The organism is Luteimonas galliterrae (assembly GCF_023374055.1).
Taxonomy (GTDB): Bacteria; Pseudomonadota; Gammaproteobacteria; order Xanthomonadales; family Xanthomonadaceae; genus Luteimonas_C; species Luteimonas_C galliterrae.
Genome location: NZ_JAMBEP010000001.1, coordinates 1,465,453 through 1,491,363, shown reverse-complemented (window position 1 = coordinate 1,491,363; position 25,911 = coordinate 1,465,453). Strand labels below are relative to the sequence as shown.

Sequence of the window (25,911 nt, the reverse complement as noted above, 5' to 3'; positions counted from 1 at the left end):
ACTCGAACCTCTCATCCAGCTCCTAGGAGATAGCAATGAAAGATCTATTGAACCTGTTCAACCAGCAGCGCCAGGCCCCGGACTTCGACGCGATCAAGATCGCGCTCGCTTCGCCGGATCTGATCCGTTCCTGGTCCTACGGCGAAGTTAAGAAGCCGGAAACCATCAACTACCGTACCTTCAAGCCCGAGCGCGACGGCCTGTTCTGCGCCGCGATCTTCGGTCCGATCAAGGACTACGAGTGCCTGTGCGGCAAGTACAAGCGCATGAAGCACCGCGGCGTGGTCTGCGAGAAGTGCGGTACCGAGGTCACGCTGGCCAAGGTGCGCCGTGAGCGGATGGGCCACATCGACCTGGCTTCGCCGGTCGCGCACATCTGGTTCCTCAAGTCGCTGCCGTCGCGCATCGGCTTGATGCTGGACATGACCCTGCGCGACATCGAGCGCATCCTGTACTTCGAAGCCTATGTCGTGACCGAGCCGGGCCTGACCCCGCTCGAGCAGGGCCAGCTGCTCAACGAAGAACAGTTCATGCAGGCGCGCCAGGAACACGGCGACGATTTCGAAGCCGCGATGGGCGCCGAAGCCGTATTCGAACTGCTGCGCACGATCGACCTGCAGGCCGAGATGGTGAAGTTGAAGGAAGAGATCGCCTCGACCAACAGCGAAACCAAGCTCAAGCGCCTCACCAAGCGAATCAAGCTGGTCGAAGCCTTCCTCGAGTCGGGCAATCGCCCCGAGTGGATGGTGATGACCGTGCTGCCGGTGCTGCCGCCGGATCTGCGTCCGCTGGTGCCGCTGGATGGCGGCCGCTTCGCGACTTCGGATCTGAACGATCTGTACCGCCGCGTGATCAACCGCAACAACCGCCTGCGCCGCCTGCTGGAACTCAATGCGCCCGACATCATCGTGCGCAACGAGAAGCGCATGCTTCAGGAATCGGTCGACGCATTGATGGACAACGGCCGCCGCGGCCGCGCCATCACCGGCACCAACAAGCGTCCGTTGAAGTCGCTCGCCGACATGATCAAGGGCAAGCAGGGCCGGTTCCGCCAGAACCTGCTGGGCAAGCGCGTCGACTACTCGGGCCGTTCGGTCATCGTGGTCGGCCCGACGCTGCGCCTGCACGAGTGCGGCCTGCCGAAGAAGATGGCGCTCGAGCTGTTCAAGCCCTTCATCTTCGCCAAGCTGCAGCGCCGTGGCCTCGCCACGACGATCAAGGCCGCCAAGAAGCTGGTCGAGCGCGAAGAAGCCGAAGTCTGGGACATCCTGGAAGAAGTGATCCGCGAGCATCCGGTGCTGTTGAACCGCGCGCCGACGCTGCACCGTCTCGGCATCCAGGCGTTCGAGCCGGTGCTGATCGAAGGCAAGGCGATCCAGCTGCATCCGCTGGTCTGCACCGCGTTCAACGCCGACTTCGACGGCGACCAGATGGCCGTGCACGTCCCGCTGAGCCTCGAGGCCCAGCTGGAAGCGCGCGCGCTGATGATGTCGTCCAACAACATCCTGTCGCCGGCCAACGGCGAGCCGATCATCGTGCCGTCGCAGGACGTCGTGATGGGCTTGTATTACATGACCCGCGCGCTGGAGAACAAGGCGGGCGAGGGCATGGCGTTCGCCAACATCGCCGAAGTCAAGCGCGCCTACGACCACCGTGCCGTGCAACTGCACGCCAAGGTCAAGGTGCGCATCGGCGAGACCGTGATCGGCGAGGACGGCAGCCGCACCGAGCAGGTCTCGATCGTCGAAACCACCGTGGGTCGCGCACTGCTGGCCGAGATCCTGCCGGTAGGCCTGCCGTTCGCGCTGGTCAATACGGAGTTGAACAAGAAGGCGATCAGCCGCTTGATCAACACCTGCTACCGCATGCTCGGCCTGAAGGAAACGGTCGTGTTCGCCGACCAGCTGATGTACACCGGCTTCGCCTATGCAACGCGCGCCGGCGTGTCGATCGGCATCGACGACATGATCATCCCGGGCGAGAAGAAGGGCATCCTGGACGAGGCCGAGGCCGAAGTGCTGGAAATCCAGCAGCAGTACCAGAGCGGCTTGGTCACCGCGGGCGAGCGCTACAACAAGGTCGTCGACATCTGGTCGCGCACCAACGAGCGCGTGGCCAAGGCGATGATGGATGCGATCGGCACCGAGAAGGTGCAGAACGCGAAGGGCGAGACCATCGACCAGAAGTCGATGAACTCGGTCTATATCATGGCCGACTCCGGCGCGCGTGGTAGCCAGGCGCAGATCCGCCAGCTGGCCGGTATGCGCGGCCTGATGGCCAAGCCGGACGGCTCGATCATCGAGACGCCGATCACCGCGAACTTCCGCGAAGGCCTGAACGTCCTGCAGTACTTCATCTCGACCCACGGCGCTCGTAAGGGCCTCGCGGACACCGCCTTGAAGACCGCGAACTCCGGTTACCTGACCCGTCGCCTGGTCGACGTGGCCCAGGACGTGGTGATCACCGAAGTCGACTGCGGCACGCACGACGGCCTGACCATGGCTCCGATCGTGGAAGGCGGCGACGTGGTCGAACCGCTGCGCGACCGCGTGCTCGGCCGCATCGTGGCCGAGGACGTCTACCTGCCCGGCAACGACGCCGATCCGATCGTCACCCGCAACACGCTGCTGGACGAAGTCTGGGTGCAGAAGCTGGAAGACGCCGGCGTGCAGTCGATCAAGGTGCGTTCGACCATCACCTGCGAATCCGCGTTCGGCGTCTGCTCGCTGTGCTACGGCCGCGACCTGGCCCGTGGCCATACGGTCAACATCGGCGAGTCCGTCGGCGTGATCGCGGCGCAGTCGATCGGCGAACCCGGCACGCAGCTGACGATGCGTACCTTCCACATCGGCGGCGCGGCTTCGCGTGCGGCGGCGGTGGACAACGTCACCGTCAAGACCACCGGCTCGATCAAGTTCAACAACTTGAAGACCGTGGCGCATGCCAGCGGCAACCTGGTCGCGGTGTCGCGTTCGGGCGAACTGTCGGTGCTCGACGGCCATGGCCGCGAGCGCGAACGCTACAAGCTGCCGTACGGCGCGACCATCACCGTGAAGGATGGATCCGCGCTCAAGGCCGGCCAGACCGTCGCTAACTGGGATCCGCATAACCACCCGATCGTGTCGGAAGTGGCCGGCTTCATCCGCTTCTACGACTTCATCGACGGCGTCACCGTCATCGAGAAGACCGACGAGCTGACCGGCCTGGCCTCGCGCGAAATCACCGACCCCAAGCGCCGCGGCTCGCAGGGCAAGGATCTGCGTCCGATCGTGCGCATCGTCGACAAGAACGGCAAGGACCTGAACATCCCCGGCACCGACTTGCCGGCGCAGTACCTGCTGCCGCCGCGTTCGATCGTCAACCTGCAGGACGGCGCCGCGGTCGGCGTCGGCGACGTGGTCGCCAAGATCCCGCAGGAAGCCTCCAAGACCCGCGACATCACCGGCGGTCTGCCGCGCGTGGCCGATCTGTTCGAAGCGCGCAAGCCGAAGGACCCGGCGATCCTCGCCGAGATCTCGGGCATCGTTTCGTTCGGTAAGGACACGAAGGGCAAGCAGCGCCTGATCATCAAGGACCCGGACGGCAACGATCACGAAGAGCTGATTCCCAAGTACCGCCAGATCATCGTGTTCGAAGGCGAGCACGTGGAGAAGGGCGAGACCGTGGTGGACGGCGAACCGAGCCCGCAGGACATCCTGCGCCTGCTCGGCGTGGAGCCGCTGGCCGTGTACTTGACCAAGGAAATCCAGGACGTCTATCGCCTGCAAGGCGTGAAGATCAACGATAAGCACATCGAAGTGATCGTCCGTCAGATGCTGCGCAAGGTCGAAATCACCGACCAGGGCGACACCAAGTTCCTGCATGGCGAGCAGGCCGAGCGCCTGCGCGTGCTGGAGGAGAACGTGAAGGCCGCTGCGCGCAACGAGCTGCCGGCCAAGTACGACCCGGTGTTGCTGGGCATCACCAAGGCCTCGCTGGCCACCGAGTCGTTCATTTCGGCGGCTTCGTTCCAGGAGACCACCCGCGTCTTGACCGAGGCGGCCGTCCGCGGCACCCGCGACGGGCTGCGCGGCCTCAAGGAGAACGTGATCGTCGGCCGCCTGATCCCGGCCGGTACTGGCCTGGCCTACCACACTCAGCGCCGCAAGAACGCTTCCGGGCTGACCGCGGCCGAGATGGATGCTCTGGCCGGCACGGACACCCCGGCCGAGACCGAGGTCGCCGAGACGGCGGATTCGGGCGAGGAGTCCAGCGCCAGCTAAACTGCTGTATCGCGACGGCCTCCGGGCCGTCCCAGACCCCGAAATGAGGCGCAGGGAGCGCCTCGTGTTCGGCCCAGGAAGGGCGGGAAAACTCCACGAAATCCGGGCGTTCCGATTGCGGGCGCCTGGAAATCTGGACCGGCGTGCGTTGACGGCAACGTTTAACGCCAGCTATACTTTTTGGTCTTGGCAGGCCCGCCTGGTGCGGTCCTGCCTTCCTGTTTCCTAGCAAGCCCGGCGAAGGCCAGGCCCAACCGACAGAACCTATATACCGATGGCAACGATCAACCAGCTGGTGCGGAAGCCGCGCAGCCCCGAAACCTACAAGAGCGCGTCGCCTGCATTGGCCAACTGCCCGCAGCGTCGCGGCGTCTGCACGCGCGTCTACACCACGACCCCGAAGAAGCCGAACTCGGCGCTGCGCAAGGTCGCGAAGGTGCGCCTGACCAACGGCTACGAGGTGATCTCGTACATCGGCGGCGAAGGCCACAACCTGCAGGAACACAGCGTGGTGCTGATCCGCGGCGGCCGCGTCAAGGACCTGCCGGGCGTGCGCTACCACACCGTGCGCGGCTCGCTGGACGCCGCCGGCGTCGCCAAGCGTCGCCAGGCCCGTTCCAAGTACGGCGCCAAGCGTCCCAAGAGTTGAGTATTCCGGGCGTTTTGCCCGGGAAAAGCTAGCGCGGCCATTTCTGGCCGCACTTCCAACAAGCAGCATTGAGATAGGCAGATACATCCATGTCCCGCAAAGGTTCCGCCCCCCAACGCAATATCCTGCCCGACCCGAAGCACGGGAGCGAGACGATCGCCCGCTTCATCAACATGGTCATGCAGAGCGGCAAGAAGTCGGTCGCCGAGAAGATCGTGTACGGCGCCATGGACGTGATCGGCGAGAAGAACGCCAACGCCCTGGAGTTGGTCGAGAAGGCGCTGGGCAACATCTCGCCGTCGGTCGAGGTGAAGTCCCGCCGCGTCGGCGGCGCCACCTACCAGGTGCCGGTCGAAGTGCGCGCCTCGCGCCGCATGGCGCTGGCCATGCGCTGGCTGATCGAATCGGCCCGCAAGCGCGGCGAGAACACCATGCCGCGCAAGCTGGCGGCCGAGTTGATCGACGCCTCGGAAAACCGCGGCGGCGCCATCAAGAAGCGCGAAGAAACCCACCGTATGGCGGAAGCCAACAAGGCGTTCGCGCACTACCGCTGGTGAGATAGCTTTGGCCCCTTGTTTCTAGGGGCTTCCGGCACCATTTAGGTGCCCCTGCGGCGTCCGCGCCGCACGACGAATCCGAAAGCCGCCGCTGGGCGGCGTTCGGCCATCCGCACACAGATAAAGAGAGACTGTCGTGGCTCGCACCACTCCCATCGAGCGTTACCGCAACTTCGGCATCATGGCCCACATCGACGCCGGCAAGACGACCACGACCGAGCGCATCCTGTTCTACACGGGTGTGAACCATAAGATCGGCGAAGTGCACGAAGGCGCCGCGACGATGGACTGGATGGAGCAGGAGCAGGAGCGCGGCATCACCATCACGTCCGCCGCGACGACCGCGTTCTGGAAGGGCATGGACAAATCCCTGCCCGAGCACCGCTTCAACATCATCGATACCCCCGGGCACGTCGACTTCACCATCGAAGTCGAGCGTTCCTTGCGCGTGCTCGACGGCGCCGTGTTCGTGCTGTGCGCCGTGGGCGGCGTGCAGCCGCAGTCCGAGACCGTGTGGCGCCAGGCCAACAAGTACTCGGTGCCGCGCCTTGCGTTCGTCAACAAGATGGACCGCACCGGCGCCAACTTCGACAAGGTCGTTGACCAGCTGAAGTCGCGCCTGGGCGCGTACGCGGTGCCGATGCAGGTGCCGATCGGCGCCGAAGAAGGCTTCGAAGGCGTGGTCGACCTGGTCAAGATGAAATCCATCATCTGGAACATGGAAGACAAAGGCGCCACGTTCACGTACGGCGAAATCCCGGCGAACCTCGTCGAGACGGCGACCGCTGCGCGCAACTTCATGATCGAAGCCGCCGCCGAAGCCAACGAAACGCTGATGGACAAGTACCTCAACGGCGGCGACCTCACCGAGGAAGAAATCATCGCGGGCATCCGCGAGCGCACGCTGAAGGTCGAGGTGATCCCGGTTTACTGCGGCACCGCGTTCAAGAACAAGGGCGTGCAGGCCATGCTCGACGCCGTCGTGCAGTTGCTGCCGTCGCCCGCCGACCGTCCGCCGGTCAAGGGCATCGACGAGGACGAAAAGGAAGACACCCGTCCGGCCACCGACACCGCGCCGTTCTCCGCGCTCGCGTTCAAGATCATGACCGATCCGTTCGTGGGCTCGCTGACGTTCTTCCGCGTCTATTCCGGCACGCTCAACTCCGGCGACCAGGTGTACAACCCGGTCAAGTCGAAGAAGGAGCGCATCGGCCGCATCCTGCAGATGCACGCCAACAACCGCGAAGAGATCAAGGAAGTGCGCGCCGGCGACATCGCCGCAGCCGTGGGCCTGAAGGACGTCACCACCGGCGACACGCTGTGCGCCGGCGACCACGTCATCACGCTCGAGCGCATGGTGTTCCCGGAGCCCGTCATCTCGATGGCGGTCGAGCCCAAGACCAAGTCGGACCAGGAAAAGATGGGTCTCGCCCTCGGCCGTTTGGCCCAGGAAGATCCTTCGTTCCGCGTGCGCACCGACGAGGAATCGGGCCAGACCATCATTGCCGGCATGGGCGAACTGCACCTGGACATCATCGTCGACCGCATGCGTCGCGAATTCAACGTGGAAGCGAACGTCGGCAAGCCGCAGGTGGCGTACCGCGAGACGATCCGCAAGTCGGACGTCAAGTCGGACTACAAGCACGCCAAGCAGTCGGGCGGTAAGGGCCAGTACGGCCACGTCGTGATCGAGCTGTCGCCGATGACCGCCGAAGACCGCGCCAATCCGGACGTCGAGAACGATTTCCTGTTCGTCAACGACATCACCGGCGGCGTGATCCCGAAGGAATTCATCCCGGCGGTCGAGAAGGGCCTGCGCGAAACCATCACCAGCGGTCCGCTCGCGGGCTTCCCGGTGGTGGGCATCAAGACCAAGCTCGTGTTCGGTTCGTACCACGACGTCGACTCGTCGGAAATGGCGTTCAAGCTCGCCGCGTCGATGGCCTTCAAGGAAGGCTTCCGCAAGGCCGATCCGGTCCTGCTGGAACCGATGATGAAGGTCGAAGTGGTGACGCCGGAAGAGTACGTCGGCGACGTGATGGGCGACCTGAGCCGCCGTCGCGGCCTGCTGCAGGGCCAGGACGATACGCCGTCGGGCAAGACCATCAACGCGATGGTGCCGCTGGGCGAAATGTTCGGCTATGCGACCACGATCCGCTCGCTGACGCAGGGCCGCGCCACGTTCACGATGGAATTCGACCATTACGCCGAAGCGCCGAACAACATCGCCGAAGCGGTCATCAAGAAAGGCTGAGAAGCCGAGATTCGGGATTCGAGATCTGGGATTGGCGGACGCCGCATTTCCTAAGCTCTTACGAATCCCGAATCCCAAATCACTAATCTCGGAGTAGAGCAATGGCCAAGGGTAAATTCGAGCGCACCAAGCCCCACGTGAACGTGGGCACGATCGGACACGTGGATCACGGCAAGACGACGCTGACGGCGGCGCTGACCAAGATCGGCGCGGAGCGTTTCGGCGGCGAGTTCAAGGCGTACGACCAGATCGACGCGGCGCCCGAAGAGAAGGCGCGCGGGATCACGATCTCCACGGCGCACGTGGAATACGAAAGCCCGAACCGCCACTACGCGCACGTGGACTGCCCCGGCCACGCCGATTACGTGAAGAACATGATCACCGGTGCGGCGCAGATGGACGGCGCGATCCTGGTGTGCTCGGCCGCCGACGGCCCGATGCCGCAGACGCGCGAGCACATACTGCTGGCCCGCCAGGTGGGCGTGCCGTACATCGTGGTGTTCCTGAACAAGGCCGACATGGTGGACGACGCCGAGCTGCTGGAGCTGGTGGAGATGGAAGTGCGCGAACTTCTGTCCAAGTACGAATTCCCCGGCGACGACACCCCGATCATCAAGGGTTCGGCGCTCAAGGCGCTGGAAGGCGACCAGTCGGACATCGGCGTGCCGGCGATCCTGAAGCTGGTGGAAGCGCTGGACACCTACATCCCCGAGCCCGAGCGTGCGATCGACCGTCCGTTCCTGATGCCGGTGGAAGACGTGTTCTCGATCTCCGGCCGCGGCACGGTGGTGACCGGTCGTATCGAGCGCGGGATCATCAAGGTAGGCGACGAAATCGAGATCGTGGGCATCCGCCCGACCCAGAAGACCACGGTGACCGGCGTTGAGATGTTCCGCAAGCTGCTGGACCAGGGCCAGGCGGGCGACAACGCGGGCCTGCTGTTGCGCGGCACCAAGCGCGACGAAGTCGAGCGCGGCCAGGTGCTGGCCAAGCCGGGCAGCATCACCCCGCACACCGACTTCGAGGCCGAGGTGTACGTGCTGAGCAAGGACGAAGGCGGCCGTCACACGCCGTTCTTCAAGGGCTACCGCCCGCAGTTCTACTTCCGCACGACCGACATCACCGGCGCGGTGACGTTGCCGGACGGCGTGGAAATGGTGATGCCGGGCGACAACATCAAAATGGTGGTGAGCCTGATCAACCCGGTGGCGATGGACGAGGGCCTGCGCTTCGCGATCCGCGAAGGCGGCCGCACGGTCGGCGCCGGCGTGGTGGCCAAGATCGTTAAATAACAAATTCGCCCGGGTTAAATCCCGGGTGAAACTTGAAGTACCGCTGTTGCGCGCTTGGGTCGCGTACCGGCTTACCGCGAAAAGAGGTCCAGGACGGACCTCGTGTTCGCCAGACAAGGAAGAAAGTCGTGTGGCAGGGCTCCGGACAGCGGATTCGCTGTTGACGGAGGCTATTCACACGCCTTATACTTTTTTGCTCTGGGCGGGCCGGGTGACCGGGCCGCCTAGTTTTTCGTAAAGATACTGTCGGGTCGCAAGGGTTTCATTTTGTCCCGGAAAGTCTTGATTTCATGGGGTTTCGCGCACCCAGCCGCGAAACCTGTCGCTCTTTAACGAAGGAGTCTCCGCCATGGCGGACCAAAAGATCCGGATTCGGCTCAAGGCGTTCGATCATCGTTTGATCGACCGTTCGGCCAGCGAGATCGTAGAGACGGCCAAGCGGACCGGCGCGCAAGTGCGCGGCCCGATCCCGCTGCCGACCAAGATCGAGCGTTACACCGTTCTCGTCTCCCCGCATGTCGACAAAGACGCCCGCGACCAGTACGAGACCCGCACGCACAAGCGCGTGCTCGACATCGTCGACCCCAACGACAAGACCGTGGACGCGCTGATGAAGCTCGAACTCGCGGCGGGCGTCGACGTGCAGATCAAGCTGACCTGAGGCCGCCACCATGACCGCGAAGAAATATTCGTTGGGCATCGTCGGCCGTAAGGCCGGCATGAGCCGCATCTTCACCGAAGACGGCAAGTCCGTGCCGGTGACGTTGATCGAGGCTACCCCGAACCGCATCACCCAGATCAAGACCACCGAGACCGACGGCTACAGCGCCGTGCAGGTCGCCGTGGGCGTCAAGCGCGCCGCGCTCATCAACAAGCCCGAAGCGGGTCACCTGGCCAAGGCCAAGGTCGAAGCCGGTCGCGGCCTGTGGGAGCTGCGCGTGGCCGACGACAAGATCGCCGACTTCGCCGTCGGCGGCGAGATCAAGGCCGACATCTTCGAAGTCGGCCAGATCGTCGACGTCGAAGGCGTCACCAAGGGCAAGGGCTTCCAGGGCACGATCAAGCGCTGGAACTTCAAGATGGGCGATGCGACGCACGGTAACTCGTTGTCGCACCGTTCGCCGGGTTCGATCGGTCAGCGCCAGACGCCAGGCCGCGTTTTCCCGGGCAAGAAGATGTCCGGCCACATGGGCGCCGTGCGCCAGAGCACGCAGAACCTCGAAGTGGTCCGGGTCGACGCCGAGCGCGGCCTGATCGCGATCAAGGGCGCAGTGCCGGGTGCGCCGGGCGGCGACGTGATCGTCCGTCCGACGAGCAAGGCATAAGGAGCGACGACGATGGAACTCGCTATCACCAATAGCAAAGAGAAGCTGTCGGTTTCCGACGCGATCTTCGGCCGCGAATTCAGCCACGACCTCGTGCATCAGGTCGTTGTGGCTTACCGCAACGCCGGTCGCGCTGGCACCAAGGCGCAGAAGACGCGTTCGGAAGTCAACGGCACCACCAAGAAGTCGAAGAAGCAGAAGGGCGGCGGCGCGCGTCACGGCGCGTTGACGGCTCCGATCTTCGTCGGCGGCGGCGTAACGTTCGCGGCCAAGCCGCGCAACTTCGAACAGAAGGTCAACCGCAAGATGTACCGTGCGGCGATCTCGGCGATCCTGTCCGAGCTCAACCGCCAGGGCCGCTTGAAGGTAGTGGACGCGTTCGACGTGGACGCCACCAAGACCAAGACCCTGGTCGAGAAGCTGAAGGGCTACGAGCTGGGCAACCGCCCGCTGATCGTCACCGAAGACGCCTCCGAGCACCTGTACCTGTCCGCCCGCAACCTGCCTTACGTGGAAGTGCGCGACGTGCAGGGCCTGGACCCGGTCGCCCTGGTCGGCGCCGACAGCGTGCTGGTCACCGCCGACGCCGTGAAGAAGATCGAGGAGTGGCTGGCATGAACAACGCCAACCTTTACAACGTGATTCGTGCGCCGCGCGTGTCCGAAAAGACCGCCCGGTTGCAGGAAATTTCCAACCAATACGCTTTCGAAGTCGCCAACGACGCCACCAAAGCCGACATCAAGGCGGCGGTCGAGCAGATTTTCGACGTCAAGGTCGAGTCGGTGAACGTGGTCAACGTGAAGGGCAAGAACAAAGCCTTCCGTTTCCGCCAGGGCCGTCGCGGCGACTGGCGCAAGGCCTACGTCAAGCTGGCCGAAGGCCAGTCGATCGACGTAATGATGACCAAGGCCTGAGGACAGACCCATGGCATTGATGACTTTCAAACCCACTTCTCCCGGCCGCCGCTCCGCGGTGCGCGTGGTCACGCCCGATCTGCACAAGGGCGCGCCGCACGCTGCGCTGGTCGAAAAGAAGACCAATACCGGTGGCCGCAACCACCACGGCCGCATCACCACCCGTCACATCGGCGGTGGCCACAAGCAGCATTACCGCATGGTCGATTTCAAGCGCGACAAGGAAGGTATTCCGGCGCGCGTTGAGCGGATCGAATACGATCCCAACCGCACCGCGCACATCGCGCTGCTGTGCTACGTCGACGGCGAGCGCCGCTACATCATCGCGCCCAAGGGCCTGAAGACGGGCGACCAGGTGATCGCGGGCAATGATGCTCCGATCCGCGCCGGCAATACCCTGCCGCTGCGCAACATCCCGGTCGGCACTACGGTGCACTGCATCGAGATGAAGCCGGGCAAGGGCGCCCAGATCGCCCGCGCCGCAGGCGCCGGCGTGCAGCTGATCGCGCGCGAGCAGGGCTACGCCACGCTGCGCCTTCGCTCCGGCGAAATGCGCCGCGTGCCGGTCGAGTGCCGCGCCACCGTCGGCGAAGTCGGCAACGACGAACACAACCTGGAAAAGCTGGGTAAGGCCGGTGCCAAGCGCTGGCGCGGCATCAAGCCGACCGTTCGCGGCGCGGCGATGAACCCGGTCGACCATCCGCACGGCGGCGGCGAAGCCAAGGCCGGACAGGGTAACCCGCATCCGGTCACGCCCTGGGGCGTGCCGACCAAGGGTTACAAGACGCGCAAGAACAAGCGCACGCAGAAATTCATCGTGCGCGATCGTAGGAGCTAATCGGCCATGGCACGTTCACTCAAGAAGGGCCCGTTCGTCGACCATCACCTGATCAAGAAGGTGGAAGTCGCGGGCAGCAACACCAAGAAGCCGATCAAGACCTGGTCGCGTCGTTCGATGATCCTGCCGGAGATGGTGGGTTTCACCATCGCCGTGCATAACGGCAAGAACCATATTCCGGTGCTGGTCAACGAGAACATGGTCGGCCACAAGCTCGGCGAGTTCGCGCTGACCCGCGTGTTCAAGGGTCACGGCGGCGACAAGAAAGCCGAAGCGAAGAAGTAAGGAATCGATCATGGACAAGGCAAAACGAGCCAAGCTCGAAGCAAACAAGCTCGCCCGCACCGAGATCAATAAGCGCACGTCTTCGCTGAAGACCGCGCGCATCTCGCCGCAAAAAGCCCGCCTGGTCGCCGACCAGGTGCGCGGCCTGCCGGCCTCGCGCGCCCTCGAGTTGCTGAAGTTCAGCGACAAGAAGGCCGCGCAGATGATCTACAAAGTGCTGTTCGCGGCCGTCTCCAACGCCGAGAACAACGCCGGCGACGACGCCGACGAGCTCAAGGTCAAGACCATCATGGTCGACGAAGGCCCCACGCTGAAGCGCTTCATGGCGCGTGCGAAGGGTCGTGGCACCCGCATTCTCAAGCGCACCAGCCATATCACCGTGGTCGTGGGCGAGGGCAAATAAGATGGGTCATAAAGTTCATCCCACCGGTATCCGCCTGGGCATCGCCAAGGATTGGAATTCCAAGTGGTACGCCGGCAAGAAGGAATACGCCGGTTACCTGGCCGCCGACCTCAAGGTCCGCGAGATGCTGCGCAAGAAGCTCGCGCAGGCCGGTATCAGCAAGATCCTGATCGAGCGTCCGGCCAAGACGGCGCGCGTGACCATCCACACCGCCCGTCCGGGCGTGGTGATCGGCAAGCGCGGCGAGGACATCGAGAAGCTGCGTAAGGAAGTCAGCGATCTGATGGGCGTCCCGGCGCACATCAACGTCACCGAGGTCCGTAAGCCGGAACTCGACGCGCAGCTGGTCGCCGAGTCGATCGCGCAGCAGCTCGAGCGCCGCATCATGTTCCGCCGCGCGATGAAGCGCGCCGTCGGCAACGCGATGCGCCTGGGTGCGCTGGGCATCAAGGTCAACGTCGCCGGCCGCCTGAACGGCGCCGAGATCGCGCGTTCGGAGTGGTACCGCGAAGGCCGCGTGCCGCTGCATACCCTCCGCGCCGACATCGACTACGGCTTCGCCGAAGCCAAGACCACTTACGGGATCATCGGCATCAAGGTCTGGGTGTACAAGGGTGAAGTGTTCGACTTCAGCCAGGTCGGCCAGGAAAAGCAGGACGATTCGCCGCGCGCAGAGCGCAACGATCGCAACGACCGACCGGCCCGCGGGCCGCGTCCGCCGCGCGATCGCGAGGCAAGGGGCTAAGCCATGTTGCAACCCAAGCGAACCAAATACCGCAAGATGCACAAGGGCCGTAACGACGGCCTGAGCTGGAACGCCAACGCCGTGAGCTTCGGCGAGTACGGCTTGAAGTCGACCGCGACCGGCCAGCTGACCTCGCGCCAGATCGAGGCCGCGCGCCGTTCCATCAGCCGTTACGTCAAGCGCGGCGGCAAGATGTGGATCCGCGTGTTCCCCGACAAGCCGATCACCAAGAAGCCGATCGAAGTCCGCATGGGCTCCGGCAAGGGCGGCGTGGAGTTCTGGGTAGCGCAGATCCAGCCCGGCCGCATGATCTATGAAATCGAGGGCGTCGACGAAGCCACCGCACGCGAGGCGTTCCGCCTGGCCGCGGCCAAGCTGTCGGTGACCACCACTTTCGTGACCCGGACGGTGCGCTGATGGAACTCAAGCAACTGCGTCAGAAATCCGCTGACGAACTCAACAAGCACCTGGTGGACCTGCAGAAAGAGCAGTTCTCGCTGCGCATGCAGAAGGCCACCGGCCAGCTCGCCAAGACCCACGACACCCGTCGCGTGCGCCGCGAGATCGCCCGCGTCAAGACCCTGCTCGGCCAGCAGTCGGCCAAGCAGTAAGGACTCATGACCATGAACAACACTGATAAAAAGCAGCACACGGTCGAAGGCCGCGTGGTCAGCAACAAGATGGACAAGACGGTGACGGTGCTCGTCGAGCGTCAGGTCAAGCACGCGCTGTACGGCAAGTACATCCGCCGCTCGACCAAGCTGCACGCCCACGACGCCGACAACGCCTGCAACGAAGGCGACAAGGTGCGTATCGCCGAAATCGCGCCGATGTCCAAGACCAAGAACTGGCGCGTCGTCGAAATCATCGCCCGCGCGGCCGAATAAGAGGAGGCTGAACCATGATCCAGATGCAGAGCCACCTCGACGTGGCCGACAATTCAGGCGCCAAGGAAGTCATGTGCATCAAGGTGCTCGGCGGCTCCAAGCGCCGGTACGCGCACATCGGCGACATCATCAAGGTGTCGATCAAGGACGCGATCCCGCGCGGCAAGGTCAAGAAGGGCGAGGTTTACGACGCCGTCGTGGTCCGTACCCGCAAGGGCGTGCGCCGCGCCGACGGGTCGCTGATCCGTTTCGACGGCAACGCCGCCGTGTTGCTCAACAACAAGCATGAACCGATCGGCACCCGTATCTTCGGGCCGGTGACTCGCGAACTGCGCTCCGAGAAGTTCATGAAGATCGTCTCGCTCGCACCCGAAGTGCTCTGAGCGGAGGAATAGACATGAACCGAATCAAAAAGGGCGACCACGTGGTGGTCATCGCCGGCAAGGACAAGGGCAAGCGTGGCGACGTGGTGGCGGTGGCCGGCGACAAGGTCGTCGTCTCCAACATCAACATCGTCAAGCGCCACACCAAGCCGAATCCGCAGGCCAACCAGCCGGGCGGCGTGATCGAGCGCGAAGCGCCGATCCATGTTTCGAACGTGATGCTGTTCAACTCTGCCAGCGGCAAGGGCGAGCGCATCAAAACCAAAATGCTGGAGGATGGACGCAAATTGCGTGTGTTCCGCTCCAGCGGTGAGGCGATCGACGCCTAAGGAATGCAGCAATGACCACCCGTCTCGAAAAAATCTACAAAGAAGAAGTGATGCCCGCGCTGATGAAGCGCTTCGGCTACACCAATCCGATGCAAGTGCCGCGCATCACCAAGATCACGCTCAACATGGGCGTGGGCGAGGCTGCGGCCAACAAGAAGATCCTGGAGAACGCCGTCGCCGACATGGCCAAGATCGCCGGCCAGAAGCCGGTGACCACCAAGTCGCGCGTGTCGGTGGCCTCGTTCAAGATCCGCGACGGTTGGCCGATCGGCGCCAAGGTCACCTTGCGCCGCGCCAAGATGTACGAGTTCCTGGACCGCCTGATCAACGTATCGCTGCCGCGCGTGCGCGACTTCCGCGGCGTGTCCGGCCGCTCGTTCGACGGCCGCGGCAACTTCAACATGGGCGTGAAGGAACAGATCATCTTCCCGGAAATCGACTTCGACCAGGTCGACGCGATCCGCGGCATGGATATCGCCATCACCACCACCGCCAAAACCAACGAAGAAGCCAAGGCGTTGCTCGAAGCCTTCCGCTTCCCGTTCCGCTAAGCCTCGCGAGGAATCAGAAATGGCAAAGACCAGCATGATCAATCGCGACGCCAAGCGCGCGAAACTGGCGAAGAAGTTCGCCGCCCGCCGCGCCGCGCTGAAGAAGACCATCTCCAGCACCACGGCGTCGTACGAAGAGAAGATGGAAGCCGCCGTGAAACTGCAGAAGCTGCCGCGCGACTCCTCGCCCAGCCGCCACCGCAACCGTTGCGAGCTGTCGGGCCGTCCGCGCGGCGTGTACCGCAAGTTCGGCCTGGGCCGCAACAAGCTGCGCGAAGCCACCATGCGCGGCGACGTTCCCGGCCTGCGCAAGGCTTCCTGGTAATCAACAACAAGCTATTCGCGAAAGCGGATATCGGTGCTACTCAAAGGTGATATTCAATGAGCATGACTGATCCCATCGCCGACATGCTGGTCCGCATCAAGAATGCGGCCGCTGTGGGCAAGCCGACGGTGAAGATGCCGTCGTCCAAGACCAAGATCGCGATCGCCGCCGTCCTCAAGGACGAAGGCTACATCGGCGAAACGCGCGTGACCGACCTCGGCGGCGGCAAGTCCGAGCTCGAGATCGTGCTGAAGTACTACGAAGGCCGTCCGGTCATCGAGAAGCTGCAGCGCGTGTCGCGCTCGGGCCTGCGCCACTACCGTGGCAAAGACGCGCTTCCCAAGGTGCTGGGCGGACTCGGCGTCGCCATCATTTCCACGTCCAAGGGCATCATGACCGACTCGCAGGCGCGCCAGCAGGGCGTCGGCGGTGAAGTCCTGTGCTTCGTGGCCTAAGGGAGTAACGATCATGTCCCGCGTAGCCAAGAAGCCGGTCGCGCTGCCTAAGGGCGTCGACCTCACCATCCAGTCCGACAGCATCAGCGTCAAGGGTGCCAAGGGCACGCTGTCCATCGCTAAGCCCGCCGGCGTCGACGTCAAGATCGAAGACGGCAACGCCCAGGTCAGTACCGACAACGCCGAGCTGGTGCCGATGGCCGGCACCCTGCGCGCGATCCTCGCCAACATGGTGCAGGGCGTGAGCCAAGGCTTCGAACGCAAGCTCGAGCTAGTCGGCGTGGGTTACCGCGCCGCGATGCAGGGCAAGGACCTGAACCTGTCCCTGGGCTTTTCGCACCCGGTACTGTTCAAGACGCCCGACGGCATCAGCATCGCCACCCCGACCCAGACCGAGATCGTGGTCAGCGGCACCGACAAGCAGCGCGTCGGTGAAGTTGCCGCCAAGATCCGCGGTTTCCGTCCGCCGGAGCCCTACAAGGGCAAGGGCGTGAAGTACGCCGGCGAGAACATCATTCGTAAGGAAGCCAAGAAGGCGTAATTGCGCACTTCAGCTTTCCGAGGACACAGACCATGAAAAAGAAAATCGCCCGCCTGCGCCGCGCCAAGTCGACCCGTGCGCACATCCGCAACCTGGACGTGCCGCGCCTGTCGGTGCTGCGCACCGGTCAGCACCTGTACGCGCAGCTGTTCACCGCCGACGGTTCGACCGTGATCGCTGCTGCGTCGACCACCCAGGCCGACGTGCGCGAAGGCCTGAAGAACGGCAAGAATTCGGATGCCGCCGCCAAGGTCGGCCGCACCATCGCCGAGCGCGCCAAGGCTGCAGGCATCGAGAAGGTCGCTTTCGACCGCTCGGGCTACCGCTACCACGGCCGCATCAAGGCGCTGGCCGATGCCGCCCGCGAAGGCGGCCTGCAGTTCTAAAGCTTGAAGGTGAGGGGGTTCGCCCCCACGCCTGTGTTTCGCCCTCTGCCGATGCGGACTGCATCGGGCGACATGCCGGGTTTCCGGCCTGCCGAAACATCCGATCCACATCACAACTACAAGCGGCTAAGCCGCAAATTTCCCAAATCAGATAGGTAAAGAACATGGCAGAGCAACGTGAGCAGCGGGGTCGCGATCGCGACCGCAACCGCGAAGAAGTAGACGACGGCATGGTCGAGAAGCTGGTCGCGGTCAACCGCGTCAGCAAGACCGTCAAGGGCGGCCGCCAATTCACCTTCACCGCATTGACGGTGGTGGGCGACGGCGCCGGCAAGGTCGGTTTTGGTTACGGCAAGGCGCGCGAAGTGCCGGTCGCGATCCAGAAGTCGATGGAATACGCCCGCAAGACCATGATCAACGTGGACCTGAACAACGGCACGTTGTGGCATGTGGTCAAGGCGCGCCACGGCGCCGCCAACGTCTTCATGCAGCCGGCTTCCGAAGGTACCGGCGTGATCGCAGGCGGCGCGATGCGCGCCGTGCTGGAAGCGGTGGGCGTGAAGAACGTGCTGGCCAAGGCCGTCGGCTCGCGCAACCCGATCAACCTGGTGCGCGCCACGCTGCGCGGCCTGACCGAAATGCACTCGCCGGCCAAGATCGCGGCCAAGCGCGGCAAGAAGGTGGAGGATCTGCACCATGGCTAAGAAGAAGGACGCCACGCCCGGCGGCACCATCAAGGTGCGCCTGGTCAAGGGCATGCGCGGCTCGCAGGCGCGCCACCGTTTGTCGGTGCGTGCGTTGGGCCTCAACAAACTTAACGACGTCCGCGAGCTGAAAGACAGCCCGCAGGTGCGCGGCCTGATCAACAAGGTCCATTACCTGGTGCAGGTCGAGGAGTAATTCTGATGAAACTCAATACGCTTAAGCCGGCCCCCGGCGCCCGCACCGAACGCACCCGCGTCGGCCGCGGCATCGGCTCGGGCCTGGGCAAGACCGCAGGTCGCGGCCACAAGGGTTCGTTCGCGCGTTCGGGCAAAGGCAAGATCAAGGCCGGCTTCGAAGGCGGCCAGATGCCGATGCACATGCGTCTGCCCAAGGTCGGCTTCCGCTCCAAGCTGAAGAACGATACGGCCGAAGTCATGCTGTACAAGCTCGATTTGATCGAAGGCGACACCGTCGACTTCGCCGCGCTGCGCGCCGCCAAGCTGGTGCCGAGCACGGCCAAGAAGGCCAAGATCGTCAAGAAGGGCGAACTTTCCAAGAAGCTGGTACTCAAAGGCGTGCTGGTCACGGCCGGCGCCAAGGCGGCGATCGAAGCGGCCGGCGGCAAGGTCGAGAGCGAGTAAGCAAGCGCGTCGCGGTAGTTTCGGTGGATGAGTCGTAGCGTTCGGGTTGATCGTTTCCGCGGAGTAATGGATGTCACGTAGCAGCAGCGCAATGGGCGGCGTAGGAGCGGGACTCGGCAAATTCACCGAGTTGCGCCAGCGTTTGCTGTTCGTGCTGGGCGCGCTGATCGTCTACCGCATCGGCTGCTACATCCCGGTCCCGGGCGTCAATCCCGAAGCCATGCTGCAGCTGATGGACGCGCAGAAGGGCACCATCGTGGACATGTTCAACATGTTCTCCGGCGGCGCCCTGTCGCGCTTCAGTCTGTTCGCGCTCAACGTGGTGCCCTACATCTCGTCGTCGATCATCGTGCAGCTGTGCGCACAGATCTTTCCGAGCCTGAAGGCGATCCAGAAGGAAGGCGAATCCGGCCGCCGCAAGATCACCCAGTGGTCGCGCATGGGCGCGGTGCCGCTGGCGGTATTCCAGGCCGCGGGCATCGCGGTCGCGCTGCAGGGTTCGGGCGCCACCAGCGGTATTCCCGTGGTCTACAACCCGGGCCCGGGCTTCGTGTTGACCGCTGTGATCGCGTTGACCGCCGGCACCATGTTCCTGATGTGGCTGGGCGAACAGGTGACCGAGCGCGGCGTCGGCAACGGCGTGTCGCTGATCATCTTCGCCGGCATCGTGGCCGGCCTGCCTGGCGCGGTGCTGGGTACGTTCGAGCAGATGCGCAACGGCGAGATCAGCACCATCGCTGTGATCGCGATCCTGGGCATCGTGTTGCTGTTCACCTTCTTCGTGGTGTTCGTCGAACGCGGCCAGCGCCGGGTGACAGTCAATTACGCGCGCCGCCAGGGCGGCCGCAGCGCATACATGAATCAGAGCTCGTTCCTGCCGCTCAAGCTCAACATGGCGGGCGTGATCCCGGCGATCTTCGCCTCGTCGATCATCATGTTCCCGGCCACGGCCTCGACCTGGTTCAGCCAGGCCGGCTCCAACGTCTGGCTGCAGAAGCTGACCCAGTCGCTGAACCCGGGCGAGCCGCTGCACATGATCCTGTTCGCCGCGCTGATCGTGGGTTTCGCGTTCTTCTACACCGCGCTGGTGTTCAACTCGCAGGAAACCGCGGACAACCTGAAGAAGTCGGGCGCGCTGATCCCGGGCATCCGGCCGGGCAAGGCCACGGCGGACTACATCGATGGCGTGCTGACCCGCCTGACGGCGGCCGGTGCAGCCTATCTGGTGCTGGTCTGCCTGCTGCCCGAAGTCATGCGGACCCAGATGGGCACCTCGTTCTACTTCGGCGGCACTTCGCTGCTGATCGTGGTCGTGGTGGTGATGGACTTCATCGCCCAGATCCAGGCTCACCTGATGTCGCATCAGTACGAGAGCCTGTTGAAGAAGGCGAATCTCAAGGGATCCAAGGCCAGCCTCCCGGGGCGGACCTGATCCAAAGATGGGCGACTCGCGCGGCGGTCTCGCGCGCGGGTGAGCCGGTACCAGCCCTGCGCTTGAGTGGCGCGGGCGGGCGGAACCCCGGATTTTGGGGGTTGCGGCCAGTACCGGTTCGTCGCCGGAGCATGGGCACACTCCCCATGCCGGGCTTGCGGAGGCTTAGGCCGCCGCGGGCTTCCTAGAAACCCGAGACCCTGTTAGAATTTCGTGTTCACTCGACCGGATTTAATAGATCCGGCCGCTAACCAGTTGGAGATCCGCGCATGGCGCGTATTGCAGGTGTCAACCTGCCTGCCCAGAAACACGTCTGGGTCGGGCTACAAAGCATCTACGGCATCGGCCGTACCCGTTCGAAGAAGGTCTGCGTCGATGCGGGCGTGACCTTGTCGACCAAGATCCGCGACCTGTCCGAGCCGGAAGTCGAGCGCCTGCGCGCCGAAGTCGGCAAGTACGTGGTCGAGGGCGACCTGCGTCGCGAAGTCGGCATCGCCATCAAGCGCCTGATGGACCTGGCCTGCTACCGCGGCCTGCGCCATCGTCGCGGCCTGCCGCTGCGCGGCCAGCGCACCCGGACCAATGCACGTACCCGCAAGGGCCCGCGCAAGGCCATCAAGAAGTAATCGAGGAATTCGAAAATGGCCAAGCCGGCAGTTGCCAAAACCAAGAAGAAGATCAAGCGCGTCGTCACCGACGGCATCGCGCACGTCCACGCTTCTTTCAACAACACCATCGTCACCATCACCGACCGCCAGGGCAATGCGCTGTCGTGGGCGACCTCGGGCGGCGCGGGTTTCCGCGGTTCGCGCAAGTCGACCCCGTTCGCCGCGCAGGTCGCCGCCGAAAAGGCCGGCAAGGCCGCGCTGGATTACGGCGTGAAGTCGCTGGAAGTGCGCATCAAGGGCCCGGGCCCGGGACGCGAGTCGGCCGTACGTTCGTTGAACAACGTCGGCTACAAGATCATCAACATCATCGACGTGACGCCTATCCCGCACAACGGGTGCCGTCCGCCGAAGAAGCGTCGCGTCTGACGCCGGGAGCACTAGAACAATGGCTCGTTACATCGGTCCCACCTGTAAGCTCGCGCGCCGCGAAGGCGCCGACCTGTCCCTCAAGAGCCCGGCCCGTGCGCTGGACTCCAAGTGCAAGCTGGAGCAGAAGCCCGGCCAGCACGGCGCCACTGCGCGCAAGGGCAAGCTGTCCGACTACGCCACCCAGCTGCGCGAGAAGCAGAAGGTCAAGCGTATTTACGGCCTGCTGGAACGTCAGTTCCGCAACTATTACAAGAAGGCCTCGACCAAGAAGGGCAACACCGGCGAGAACCTGCTGCAGTTGCTCGAGACCCGCTTGGACAACGTGATCTACCGCATGGGTTTCGCGGTCACGCGTCCTGCCGCCCGCCAGCTGGTGTCGCATCGCGGCGTCACGGTCAACGGCAAGCCGGTCAATCTGCCTTCGTACCAGGTCAAGGCCGGCGACGCGATCGCGTTGTCCGAGCGCGCGCAGAAGCAGTTGCGCGTGCAGGAAGCCCTGACCGTTTCGGCCACGATGGACCTGTCGCCTTCCTGGATCGAAGTCGATTCCAAGAAGTTCAGCGGCGTGTTCAAGGCGGTGCCTGACCGCGCCGACCTGCCGGCCGACATCAACGAAGCGCTGATCGTCGAGTTGTACTCGAAGTAATAGAAACAAGAGCCGGAAGCCTGACCGCTTCCGCAACCTGGCCGGTACGCGACGCGCATCGGCCGCTCCCTCCGCAACGAGGGGGCTCCAAAAGCATAAGACCGGCGTCCCCCACACCGTCGGTCACCGCAGGAGACGCTACAACATGACGGTTACCGCCAACCAGGTTTTGCGCCCCAAGGGTCCGCAGATCGAACGCCTCGCCGACAACCGCGCGAAGGTCGTGATCGAACCGCTGGAGCGCGGCTATGGCCACACCCTCGGCAACGCGCTGCGCCGCGTGCTGCTGTCCTCGATCCCCGGCTTCGCCATCACCGAGGTCGAGATCGACGGCGTGCTGCACGAATACAGCACCATCGAAGGCTTGCAGGAAGACGTCCTGGAAGTGCTGCTCAACCTGAAAGACGTCGCCATCCGCATGGGCACCGGCGACAGCGCCACCCTCAGCTTGAGCAAGCAGGAGCCGGGCACGGTCACCGCGGGCGACATCAAGACCGACCACAACGTCGAGATCCTCAATCCCGACCACGTGATCTGCCACCTGACCAAGGACGCGTCGCTGAACATGCGCTTGAAGATCGAGCGCGGCTTCGGCTACCAGCCGGCCACCACGCGCCGCCGTCCCGACGAAGAAACCCGCACCATCGGCCGTCTGATGCTGGACGCCTCGTTCTCGCCGGTCCGCCGCGTCGCCTACGCGGTCGAAGCCGCGCGCGTCGAGCAGCGCACCGACCTGGACAAGCTGGTGCTTGACATCGAAACCAACGGCACGATCGACGCCGAGGAAGCCGTGCGCACCGCCGCCGACATCCTCACCGATCAGCTGAGCGTGTTCGGCGACTTCACCCACCGCGAGCGCGGCGCCGCCAAGCCGGTCGCCACGGGCGTGGATCCGGTGCTGCTGCGCCCGATCGACGATCTCGAGCTGACCGTGCGTTCGGCCAACTGCCTCAAGGCCGAGAGCATCTACTACATCGGCGATCTGATCCAGAAGACCGAAGTGGAACTGCTCAAAACCCCGAACCTGGGCAAGAAGTCGCTGACCGAAATCAAGGAAGTGCTGGCGCAGCGCGGTTTGTCGCTGGGCATGAAGCTCGAGAACTGGCCGCCGGCCGGCATCTCGCAGCACGGCATGATGGGCTGATGTAAGCGATCCCCGCTTCGGCGGGGTTCGTGTTTCGAGTTTCGCGTAACACACGTCGACGGGCTCAGCCCGCGACTCGCCGGTCAAGGATAGGCCGGCCAGGACCAACCGCAGTCCGATGCTCCAGCGCCATGAAGGCGACAACGAAGTCCAACGCATCAATATTCGACAGGAATCCTAACCATGCGCCACCAAAAAGCCGGCCGTAAATTCAGCCGCACCAGCGCCCATCGCGATGCGATGTTCACCAACATGGCCGCCTCGCTGATCAAGCACGAGCTGATCAAGACCACGCTGCCCAAAGCCAAGGAACTGCGCCGCGTCGCAGAGCCGCTAATCACCCTGTCCAAGAAGGACGGCGTGGCCAACCGCCGCCTGGCCTTCTCGCGCCTGCGCGACAAGGAAGCCGTCGGCACGCTGTTCACCGTGCTGGGCCCGCGCTACGCGAACCGCCCGGGCGGTTACCTGCGCATCCTCAAATGCGGCTTCCGCGCCGGCGACAATGCGCCGATGGCGTATGTGGAACTGGTCGACCGCCCGCAAGCGGCCGAATAAGCCTCGCGCTGCGATCACCGAAAACCCCGGCCTCGCGCCGGGGTTTTTGTTTTTTGCTTTTCGTAGGAGCGGCTTCAGCCGCGAGCTCTTTCCAACAGTTCGCTGCGATCCGGGCCGAAGAGCTCGCGGCTAAAGCCGCTCCTACAAAAGCCGGCGGCCGGCAACTTTCGCCGCTGTCGCTGGTCTGTGAGGGGCAATCCGCGGCTTGCGGCCCATGCTAAGGTTCCCCGCCATGAACCGACTCTCCTTCCGTTCCGCCTATCTGCTGGGCTTCGTCGCCTGCGCCGCGCTGATCGGCTTCGCGCTGTATTCGCAGTTCCACCTGGGTCTGGAACCTTGCCCGCTGTGCATCTTCCAGCGGATCGCGTTCGCCGCACTGGGCGTGGTCTTCCTCATCGGCGGCTTGCACGCGCCGAAGGGCGGTGGCGGGCGGCGTGTCTACGGTGTGCTGGCGCTGCTGGCCGCCGGCGTCGGCATCGGCATCGCGGGAAGGCATGTCTGGCTGACCCATCTGCCGCCCGACCAGGTGCCGCATTGCGGGCCGCCGCTGGAATTCATGATGGAAACCAATGCGCTGACCGACGTCATCCGCAAGGTGATGACCGGCTCGGGCGAGTGCGCCAAGGTCGACTGGACTTTCCTCGGCCTATCGATGCCGGCCTGGAGCCTGGCGTGGTTCCTGCTGCTCGCCGTCTGGGCGCTGTGGGCCGCTTTCCGGCGCCGCTGAACCGTTGCAGCGGTAACGGTTGCGGCGCAAGCTGGCTGGGGCGATGATGCGTTGGTGCAATGCAGCAAACGACACGAAGCCATGGCGACCCCCGACCGCAACCTGCAACCCGTGAACCTGCCGACCGATTGGACACCGGGCGGCTGGCGCGCGCGCCCAGCGGTGCAGCAGCCGAGTTATCCGGACGCCGACGCGCTCGCCGGGGTGCAGCAGGAGCTGCGCGCTTTGCCGCCGCTGGTCACGTCGTGGGAAATCCTGGCGCTCAAGCAATACCTGGCCGAAGCGCAGGAGGGCAGGCGCTTCCTGCTGCAGGGCGGCGATTGCGCCGAGAATTTCACCGACTGCAATTCCGACGTCATTTCCAACCGGCTCAAAGTGCTGCTGCAGATGAGCCTGGTGCTGGTGCACGGCTTGCGCCTGCCGGTGGTGCGCGTGGGCCGTTTCGCCGGCCAGTACGCCAAGCCGCGTTCGGCCGATACCGAGACGCGCGGCGAGCACACGCTGCCGAGCTACCGCGGCGACATCATCAACGCACCCGAATTCTCGCCGGAGGCGCGCATTCCCGATCCGCGCCGCATGATCAAGGCGCACGCGCGTTCGGCGATGACGATGAATTTCGTGCGTTCGCTGATCGACGGCGGTTTCGCCGACCTGCACCATCCCGAGTACTGGGACCTGGGCTGGGTCACGCATTCGCCGCTGGCCGACGAATACCACCGCATGGTCGCCGGCATCGGCGACGCGGTGCGCTTCATGGAAACCCTGTCCGGCGCGCAGGTGCACAACCTCAACCGCGTCGACTTCTACACTTCGCACGAAGCCTTGCTGCTGCCGTACGAGGAAGCGCAGACGCGGCAGGTGCCGCGGCAGTGGGGCTGGTTCAACCTGAGCACGCATTTCCCGTGGATCGGCATGCGCACGGCCGCGCTCGACGGCGCGCATGTGGAGTATTTCCGCGGCATCCGCAATCCGATCGCGGTCAAGATCGGGCCGTCGGTGACGCCGGACCAGCTGCTGAAATTGATCGACGTGCTCAATCCGGACGACGAACCAGGCCGCCTGAGCCTGATCCACCGCATGGGCGCGGCGCACATCGCCGACAAATTGCCGGCGCTGCTCGATGCCGTGAAGCGCGATGGCCGCCGCGTGCTGTGGATCTGCGATCCGATGCACGGCAACACCGAGAGCACCAGTAACGGCTACAAGACGCGCCGCTTCGGCAACATCCGCAGCGAGGTCGAGCAATCCTTCGATCTGCACGCAGCGGCCGGCACCCGCCTGGGCGGCGTGCACCTGGAGCTGACCGGCGAGGACGTGACCGAATGCACCGGCGGCGCGAGGGACCTGACCGATATCGACCTGGAACGCGCTTACCGCTCCACAGTCGATCCGCGCCTGAATTACGAGCAGGCGCTGGAGACGGCGATGCTGATCGTGCGCAAGCAAGCGCAGATCGCGGCGCCTGCGTCGGCCTGAGCTCCTTCTGTTCTTTGTGGGCGCGGCTTTAGCCGCGAGCTCTTGATCTTGCTCATAGCCGTCATTCCCGCGAAGGCGGGAATCCAGTGACTTTGCTTTCGCCTCTCCTGGAAAAGCTCGCGGCTAAAGCCGCTCCTACAAAAGCAGGCTGCCTAGCCGTGCTAGGC

The 25,911-nt window shown here is 64.2% G+C and carries 34 protein-coding genes; all 34 read left to right on the top strand.

Going from position 1 to position 25,911, the window contains the following annotated elements; translation table 11 throughout:
• The first annotated feature begins 35 nt into the window (after positions 1–35).
• The 34 genes from rpoC (at position 36) to M2650_RS06810 (ending at position 25,744) form a co-directional block, all read left to right on the top strand.
• On the top strand, positions 36–4,262 hold the full coding sequence (rpoC, locus tag M2650_RS06975; protein WP_249472780.1) for a DNA-directed RNA polymerase subunit beta': 4,227 nt from the start codon (positions 36–38) through the stop codon (positions 4,260–4,262).
• A gap of 274 nt (positions 4,263–4,536) precedes the next feature.
• A complete protein-coding gene (gene rpsL / locus M2650_RS06970) occupies positions 4,537–4,911 on the top strand; it encodes a 30S ribosomal protein S12 (protein ID WP_137266200.1) in 375 nt (124 codons plus the stop codon).
• Between the two features lie 89 nt (positions 4,912–5,000).
• Positions 5,001–5,468, top strand: a complete 468-nt coding sequence (gene rpsG, locus M2650_RS06965; RefSeq protein WP_249472779.1) for a 30S ribosomal protein S7 — start codon at positions 5,001–5,003, stop codon at positions 5,466–5,468.
• A 136-nt stretch (positions 5,469–5,604) separates the two neighbouring features.
• Complete coding sequence (gene fusA, locus M2650_RS06960; RefSeq protein ID WP_249472777.1) at positions 5,605–7,722, top strand: elongation factor G; 2,118 nt, start codon at positions 5,605–5,607, stop codon at positions 7,720–7,722.
• A gap of 101 nt (positions 7,723–7,823) precedes the next feature.
• Positions 7,824–9,014, top strand: coding sequence for an elongation factor Tu (gene tuf / locus M2650_RS06955; RefSeq protein WP_249472774.1), 1,191 nt, complete (start codon positions 7,824–7,826; stop codon positions 9,012–9,014).
• 349 nt (positions 9,015–9,363) lie between these two features.
• Entirely contained in the window at positions 9,364–9,675 is a 312-nt protein-coding gene (gene rpsJ, locus M2650_RS06950) for a 30S ribosomal protein S10 (RefSeq protein ID WP_005408208.1), read from the top strand.
• Between the two features lie 10 nt (positions 9,676–9,685).
• A complete protein-coding gene (gene rplC, locus M2650_RS06945; RefSeq protein WP_249472772.1) occupies positions 9,686–10,339 on the top strand; it encodes a 50S ribosomal protein L3 in 654 nt (217 codons plus the stop codon).
• Between the two features lie 12 nt (positions 10,340–10,351).
• Positions 10,352–10,957, top strand: coding sequence for a 50S ribosomal protein L4 (gene rplD, locus M2650_RS06940; protein ID WP_249472770.1), 606 nt, complete (start codon positions 10,352–10,354; stop codon positions 10,955–10,957).
• Complete coding sequence (gene rplW / locus M2650_RS06935; RefSeq protein WP_249472768.1) at positions 10,954–11,253, top strand: 50S ribosomal protein L23; 300 nt, start codon at positions 10,954–10,956, stop codon at positions 11,251–11,253. The genes rplD and rplW overlap by 4 nt, the downstream gene beginning before the upstream one ends.
• A gap of 10 nt (positions 11,254–11,263) precedes the next feature.
• On the top strand, positions 11,264–12,091 hold the full coding sequence (gene rplB, locus M2650_RS06930) for a 50S ribosomal protein L2 (RefSeq protein WP_249472766.1): 828 nt from the start codon (positions 11,264–11,266) through the stop codon (positions 12,089–12,091).
• Between the two features lie 6 nt (positions 12,092–12,097).
• Positions 12,098–12,376: a 30S ribosomal protein S19 gene (gene rpsS, locus M2650_RS06925; protein WP_249472764.1), complete on the top strand. Its 279-nt coding sequence runs from the start codon at positions 12,098–12,100 to the stop codon at positions 12,374–12,376.
• A gap of 10 nt (positions 12,377–12,386) precedes the next feature.
• The gene (gene rplV, locus M2650_RS06920) at positions 12,387–12,779 is read left to right on the top strand and encodes a 50S ribosomal protein L22 (protein ID WP_249472762.1); all 393 of its coding nucleotides are present in this window, start codon (positions 12,387–12,389) and stop codon (positions 12,777–12,779) included.
• Position 12,780: 1 nt separating this feature from the next.
• Positions 12,781–13,524, top strand: a complete 744-nt coding sequence (gene rpsC, locus M2650_RS06915) for a 30S ribosomal protein S3 (protein ID WP_249472760.1) — start codon at positions 12,781–12,783, stop codon at positions 13,522–13,524.
• Between the two features lie 3 nt (positions 13,525–13,527).
• Positions 13,528–13,941 (top strand): 50S ribosomal protein L16, encoded by a 414-nt coding sequence (rplP, locus tag M2650_RS06910; protein WP_144900012.1) that lies wholly within the window; start codon positions 13,528–13,530, stop codon positions 13,939–13,941.
• A complete protein-coding gene (gene rpmC, locus M2650_RS06905; protein WP_249472758.1) occupies positions 13,941–14,135 on the top strand; it encodes a 50S ribosomal protein L29 in 195 nt (64 codons plus the stop codon). Before rplP ends, rpmC begins: the two co-directional genes overlap by 1 nt.
• Before the next feature lie 12 nt (positions 14,136–14,147).
• Complete coding sequence (rpsQ, locus tag M2650_RS06900) at positions 14,148–14,411, top strand: 30S ribosomal protein S17 (protein ID WP_425602507.1); 264 nt, start codon at positions 14,148–14,150, stop codon at positions 14,409–14,411.
• A gap of 14 nt (positions 14,412–14,425) precedes the next feature.
• A complete protein-coding gene (rplN, locus tag M2650_RS06895; RefSeq protein WP_137266186.1) occupies positions 14,426–14,794 on the top strand; it encodes a 50S ribosomal protein L14 in 369 nt (122 codons plus the stop codon).
• Positions 14,795–14,808: 14 nt separating this feature from the next.
• Positions 14,809–15,123, top strand: a complete 315-nt coding sequence (gene rplX / locus M2650_RS06890; protein ID WP_249472753.1) for a 50S ribosomal protein L24 — start codon at positions 14,809–14,811, stop codon at positions 15,121–15,123.
• 11 nt (positions 15,124–15,134) lie between these two features.
• Positions 15,135–15,674, top strand: coding sequence for a 50S ribosomal protein L5 (gene rplE / locus M2650_RS06885; RefSeq protein WP_249472751.1), 540 nt, complete (start codon positions 15,135–15,137; stop codon positions 15,672–15,674).
• 19 nt (positions 15,675–15,693) lie between these two features.
• Entirely contained in the window at positions 15,694–15,999 is a 306-nt protein-coding gene (gene rpsN / locus M2650_RS06880) for a 30S ribosomal protein S14 (RefSeq protein WP_249472749.1), read from the top strand.
• A gap of 56 nt (positions 16,000–16,055) precedes the next feature.
• Complete coding sequence (rpsH, locus tag M2650_RS06875) at positions 16,056–16,454, top strand: 30S ribosomal protein S8 (protein WP_249472747.1); 399 nt, start codon at positions 16,056–16,058, stop codon at positions 16,452–16,454.
• A 13-nt stretch (positions 16,455–16,467) separates the two neighbouring features.
• On the top strand, positions 16,468–16,995 hold the full coding sequence (gene rplF / locus M2650_RS06870; RefSeq protein ID WP_249472745.1) for a 50S ribosomal protein L6: 528 nt from the start codon (positions 16,468–16,470) through the stop codon (positions 16,993–16,995).
• 32 nt (positions 16,996–17,027) lie between these two features.
• Positions 17,028–17,381 (top strand): 50S ribosomal protein L18, encoded by a 354-nt coding sequence (gene rplR, locus M2650_RS06865; RefSeq protein WP_249472743.1) that lies wholly within the window; start codon positions 17,028–17,030, stop codon positions 17,379–17,381.
• Positions 17,382–17,545: 164 nt separating this feature from the next.
• Entirely contained in the window at positions 17,546–18,085 is a 540-nt protein-coding gene (gene rpsE / locus M2650_RS06860) for a 30S ribosomal protein S5 (RefSeq protein ID WP_249472741.1), read from the top strand.
• Positions 18,078–18,281 (top strand): 50S ribosomal protein L30, encoded by a 204-nt coding sequence (gene rpmD, locus M2650_RS06855; RefSeq protein ID WP_249472739.1) that lies wholly within the window; start codon positions 18,078–18,080, stop codon positions 18,279–18,281. Before rpsE ends, rpmD begins: the two co-directional genes overlap by 8 nt.
• Positions 18,282–18,286: 5 nt before the next feature.
• On the top strand, positions 18,287–18,727 hold the full coding sequence (gene rplO, locus M2650_RS06850) for a 50S ribosomal protein L15 (RefSeq protein WP_283254629.1): 441 nt from the start codon (positions 18,287–18,289) through the stop codon (positions 18,725–18,727).
• Between the two features lie 91 nt (positions 18,728–18,818).
• The gene (gene secY / locus M2650_RS06845) at positions 18,819–20,159 is read left to right on the top strand and encodes a preprotein translocase subunit SecY (protein ID WP_249474269.1); all 1,341 of its coding nucleotides are present in this window, start codon (positions 18,819–18,821) and stop codon (positions 20,157–20,159) included.
• Between the two features lie 269 nt (positions 20,160–20,428).
• Positions 20,429–20,785 (top strand): 30S ribosomal protein S13, encoded by a 357-nt coding sequence (rpsM, locus tag M2650_RS06840; RefSeq protein ID WP_249472737.1) that lies wholly within the window; start codon positions 20,429–20,431, stop codon positions 20,783–20,785.
• Between the two features lie 15 nt (positions 20,786–20,800).
• Positions 20,801–21,193, top strand: coding sequence for a 30S ribosomal protein S11 (rpsK, locus tag M2650_RS06835; RefSeq protein WP_249472736.1), 393 nt, complete (start codon positions 20,801–20,803; stop codon positions 21,191–21,193).
• Between the two features lie 19 nt (positions 21,194–21,212).
• Complete coding sequence (gene rpsD / locus M2650_RS06830; RefSeq protein ID WP_137266173.1) at positions 21,213–21,842, top strand: 30S ribosomal protein S4; 630 nt, start codon at positions 21,213–21,215, stop codon at positions 21,840–21,842.
• 145 nt (positions 21,843–21,987) lie between these two features.
• Complete coding sequence (locus tag M2650_RS06825) at positions 21,988–22,986, top strand: DNA-directed RNA polymerase subunit alpha (protein ID WP_137266172.1); 999 nt, start codon at positions 21,988–21,990, stop codon at positions 22,984–22,986.
• 183 nt (positions 22,987–23,169) lie between these two features.
• Positions 23,170–23,541 (top strand): 50S ribosomal protein L17, encoded by a 372-nt coding sequence (gene rplQ, locus M2650_RS06820; RefSeq protein ID WP_249472734.1) that lies wholly within the window; start codon positions 23,170–23,172, stop codon positions 23,539–23,541.
• Positions 23,542–23,773: 232 nt separating this feature from the next.
• Positions 23,774–24,268 carry a disulfide bond formation protein B gene (locus M2650_RS06815; RefSeq protein WP_249472732.1) on the top strand — a complete coding sequence of 165 codons (495 nt, stop codon included), beginning with the start codon at positions 23,774–23,776 and terminating at the stop codon, positions 24,266–24,268.
• Between the two features lie 81 nt (positions 24,269–24,349).
• On the top strand, positions 24,350–25,744 hold the full coding sequence (locus M2650_RS06810; protein WP_249472730.1) for a class II 3-deoxy-7-phosphoheptulonate synthase: 1,395 nt from the start codon (positions 24,350–24,352) through the stop codon (positions 25,742–25,744).
• The last annotated feature ends 167 nt before the right edge of the window (positions 25,745–25,911 follow it).

Bases quoted from the DNA above. Each gene is read 5' to 3' on its own strand.
- rplE (WP_249472751.1), top strand. From the start codon at position 15,135: ATGACCACCCGTCTCGAAAAAATCTACAAAGAAGAAGTGATGCCCGCG.
- M2650_RS06810 (WP_249472730.1), top strand. From the start codon at position 24,350: ATGGCGACCCCCGACCGCAACCTGCAACCCGTGAACCTGCCGACCGAT.
- rplC (WP_249472772.1), top strand. From the start codon at position 9,686: ATGACCGCGAAGAAATATTCGTTGGGCATCGTCGGCCGTAAGGCCGGC.
- rpoC (WP_249472780.1), top strand. From the start codon at position 36: ATGAAAGATCTATTGAACCTGTTCAACCAGCAGCGCCAGGCCCCGGAC.
- rpsM (WP_249472737.1), top strand. From the start codon at position 20,429: ATGGCGCGTATTGCAGGTGTCAACCTGCCTGCCCAGAAACACGTCTGG.
- rpsK (WP_249472736.1), top strand. From the start codon at position 20,801: ATGGCCAAGCCGGCAGTTGCCAAAACCAAGAAGAAGATCAAGCGCGTC.
- rplB (WP_249472766.1), top strand. From the start codon at position 11,264: ATGGCATTGATGACTTTCAAACCCACTTCTCCCGGCCGCCGCTCCGCG.
- rpsQ (WP_425602507.1), top strand. From the start codon at position 14,148: ATGAACAACACTGATAAAAAGCAGCACACGGTCGAAGGCCGCGTGGTC.
- rpmD (WP_249472739.1), top strand. From the start codon at position 18,078: ATGGCTAAGAAGAAGGACGCCACGCCCGGCGGCACCATCAAGGTGCGC.
- rplW (WP_249472768.1), top strand. From the start codon at position 10,954: ATGAACAACGCCAACCTTTACAACGTGATTCGTGCGCCGCGCGTGTCC.
- rplO (WP_283254629.1), top strand. From the start codon at position 18,287: ATGAAACTCAATACGCTTAAGCCGGCCCCCGGCGCCCGCACCGAACGC.
- rplP (WP_144900012.1), top strand. From the start codon at position 13,528: ATGTTGCAACCCAAGCGAACCAAATACCGCAAGATGCACAAGGGCCGT.
- tuf (WP_249472774.1), top strand. From the start codon at position 7,824: ATGGCCAAGGGTAAATTCGAGCGCACCAAGCCCCACGTGAACGTGGGC.
- rplX (WP_249472753.1), top strand. From the start codon at position 14,809: ATGAACCGAATCAAAAAGGGCGACCACGTGGTGGTCATCGCCGGCAAG.
- rpsH (WP_249472747.1), top strand. From the start codon at position 16,056: ATGAGCATGACTGATCCCATCGCCGACATGCTGGTCCGCATCAAGAAT.
- rplQ (WP_249472734.1), top strand. From the start codon at position 23,170: ATGCGCCACCAAAAAGCCGGCCGTAAATTCAGCCGCACCAGCGCCCAT.
- rpsJ (WP_005408208.1), top strand. From the start codon at position 9,364: ATGGCGGACCAAAAGATCCGGATTCGGCTCAAGGCGTTCGATCATCGT.
- rplV (WP_249472762.1), top strand. From the start codon at position 12,387: ATGGACAAGGCAAAACGAGCCAAGCTCGAAGCAAACAAGCTCGCCCGC.
- rplN (WP_137266186.1), top strand. From the start codon at position 14,426: ATGATCCAGATGCAGAGCCACCTCGACGTGGCCGACAATTCAGGCGCC.
- M2650_RS06815 (WP_249472732.1), top strand. From the start codon at position 23,774: ATGAACCGACTCTCCTTCCGTTCCGCCTATCTGCTGGGCTTCGTCGCC.
- rpsG (WP_249472779.1), top strand. From the start codon at position 5,001: ATGTCCCGCAAAGGTTCCGCCCCCCAACGCAATATCCTGCCCGACCCG.
- rplR (WP_249472743.1), top strand. From the start codon at position 17,028: ATGAAAAAGAAAATCGCCCGCCTGCGCCGCGCCAAGTCGACCCGTGCG.
- rpsC (WP_249472760.1), top strand. From the start codon at position 12,781: ATGGGTCATAAAGTTCATCCCACCGGTATCCGCCTGGGCATCGCCAAG.
- rpmC (WP_249472758.1), top strand. From the start codon at position 13,941: ATGGAACTCAAGCAACTGCGTCAGAAATCCGCTGACGAACTCAACAAG.
- rpsD (WP_137266173.1), top strand. From the start codon at position 21,213: ATGGCTCGTTACATCGGTCCCACCTGTAAGCTCGCGCGCCGCGAAGGC.
- rpsE (WP_249472741.1), top strand. From the start codon at position 17,546: ATGGCAGAGCAACGTGAGCAGCGGGGTCGCGATCGCGACCGCAACCGC.
- rpsN (WP_249472749.1), top strand. From the start codon at position 15,694: ATGGCAAAGACCAGCATGATCAATCGCGACGCCAAGCGCGCGAAACTG.
- rpsS (WP_249472764.1), top strand. From the start codon at position 12,098: ATGGCACGTTCACTCAAGAAGGGCCCGTTCGTCGACCATCACCTGATC.
- rplF (WP_249472745.1), top strand. From the start codon at position 16,468: ATGTCCCGCGTAGCCAAGAAGCCGGTCGCGCTGCCTAAGGGCGTCGAC.
- secY (WP_249474269.1), top strand. From the start codon at position 18,819: ATGGGCGGCGTAGGAGCGGGACTCGGCAAATTCACCGAGTTGCGCCAG.
- rplD (WP_249472770.1), top strand. From the start codon at position 10,352: ATGGAACTCGCTATCACCAATAGCAAAGAGAAGCTGTCGGTTTCCGAC.
- M2650_RS06825 (WP_137266172.1), top strand. From the start codon at position 21,988: ATGACGGTTACCGCCAACCAGGTTTTGCGCCCCAAGGGTCCGCAGATC.
- rpsL (WP_137266200.1), top strand. From the start codon at position 4,537: ATGGCAACGATCAACCAGCTGGTGCGGAAGCCGCGCAGCCCCGAAACC.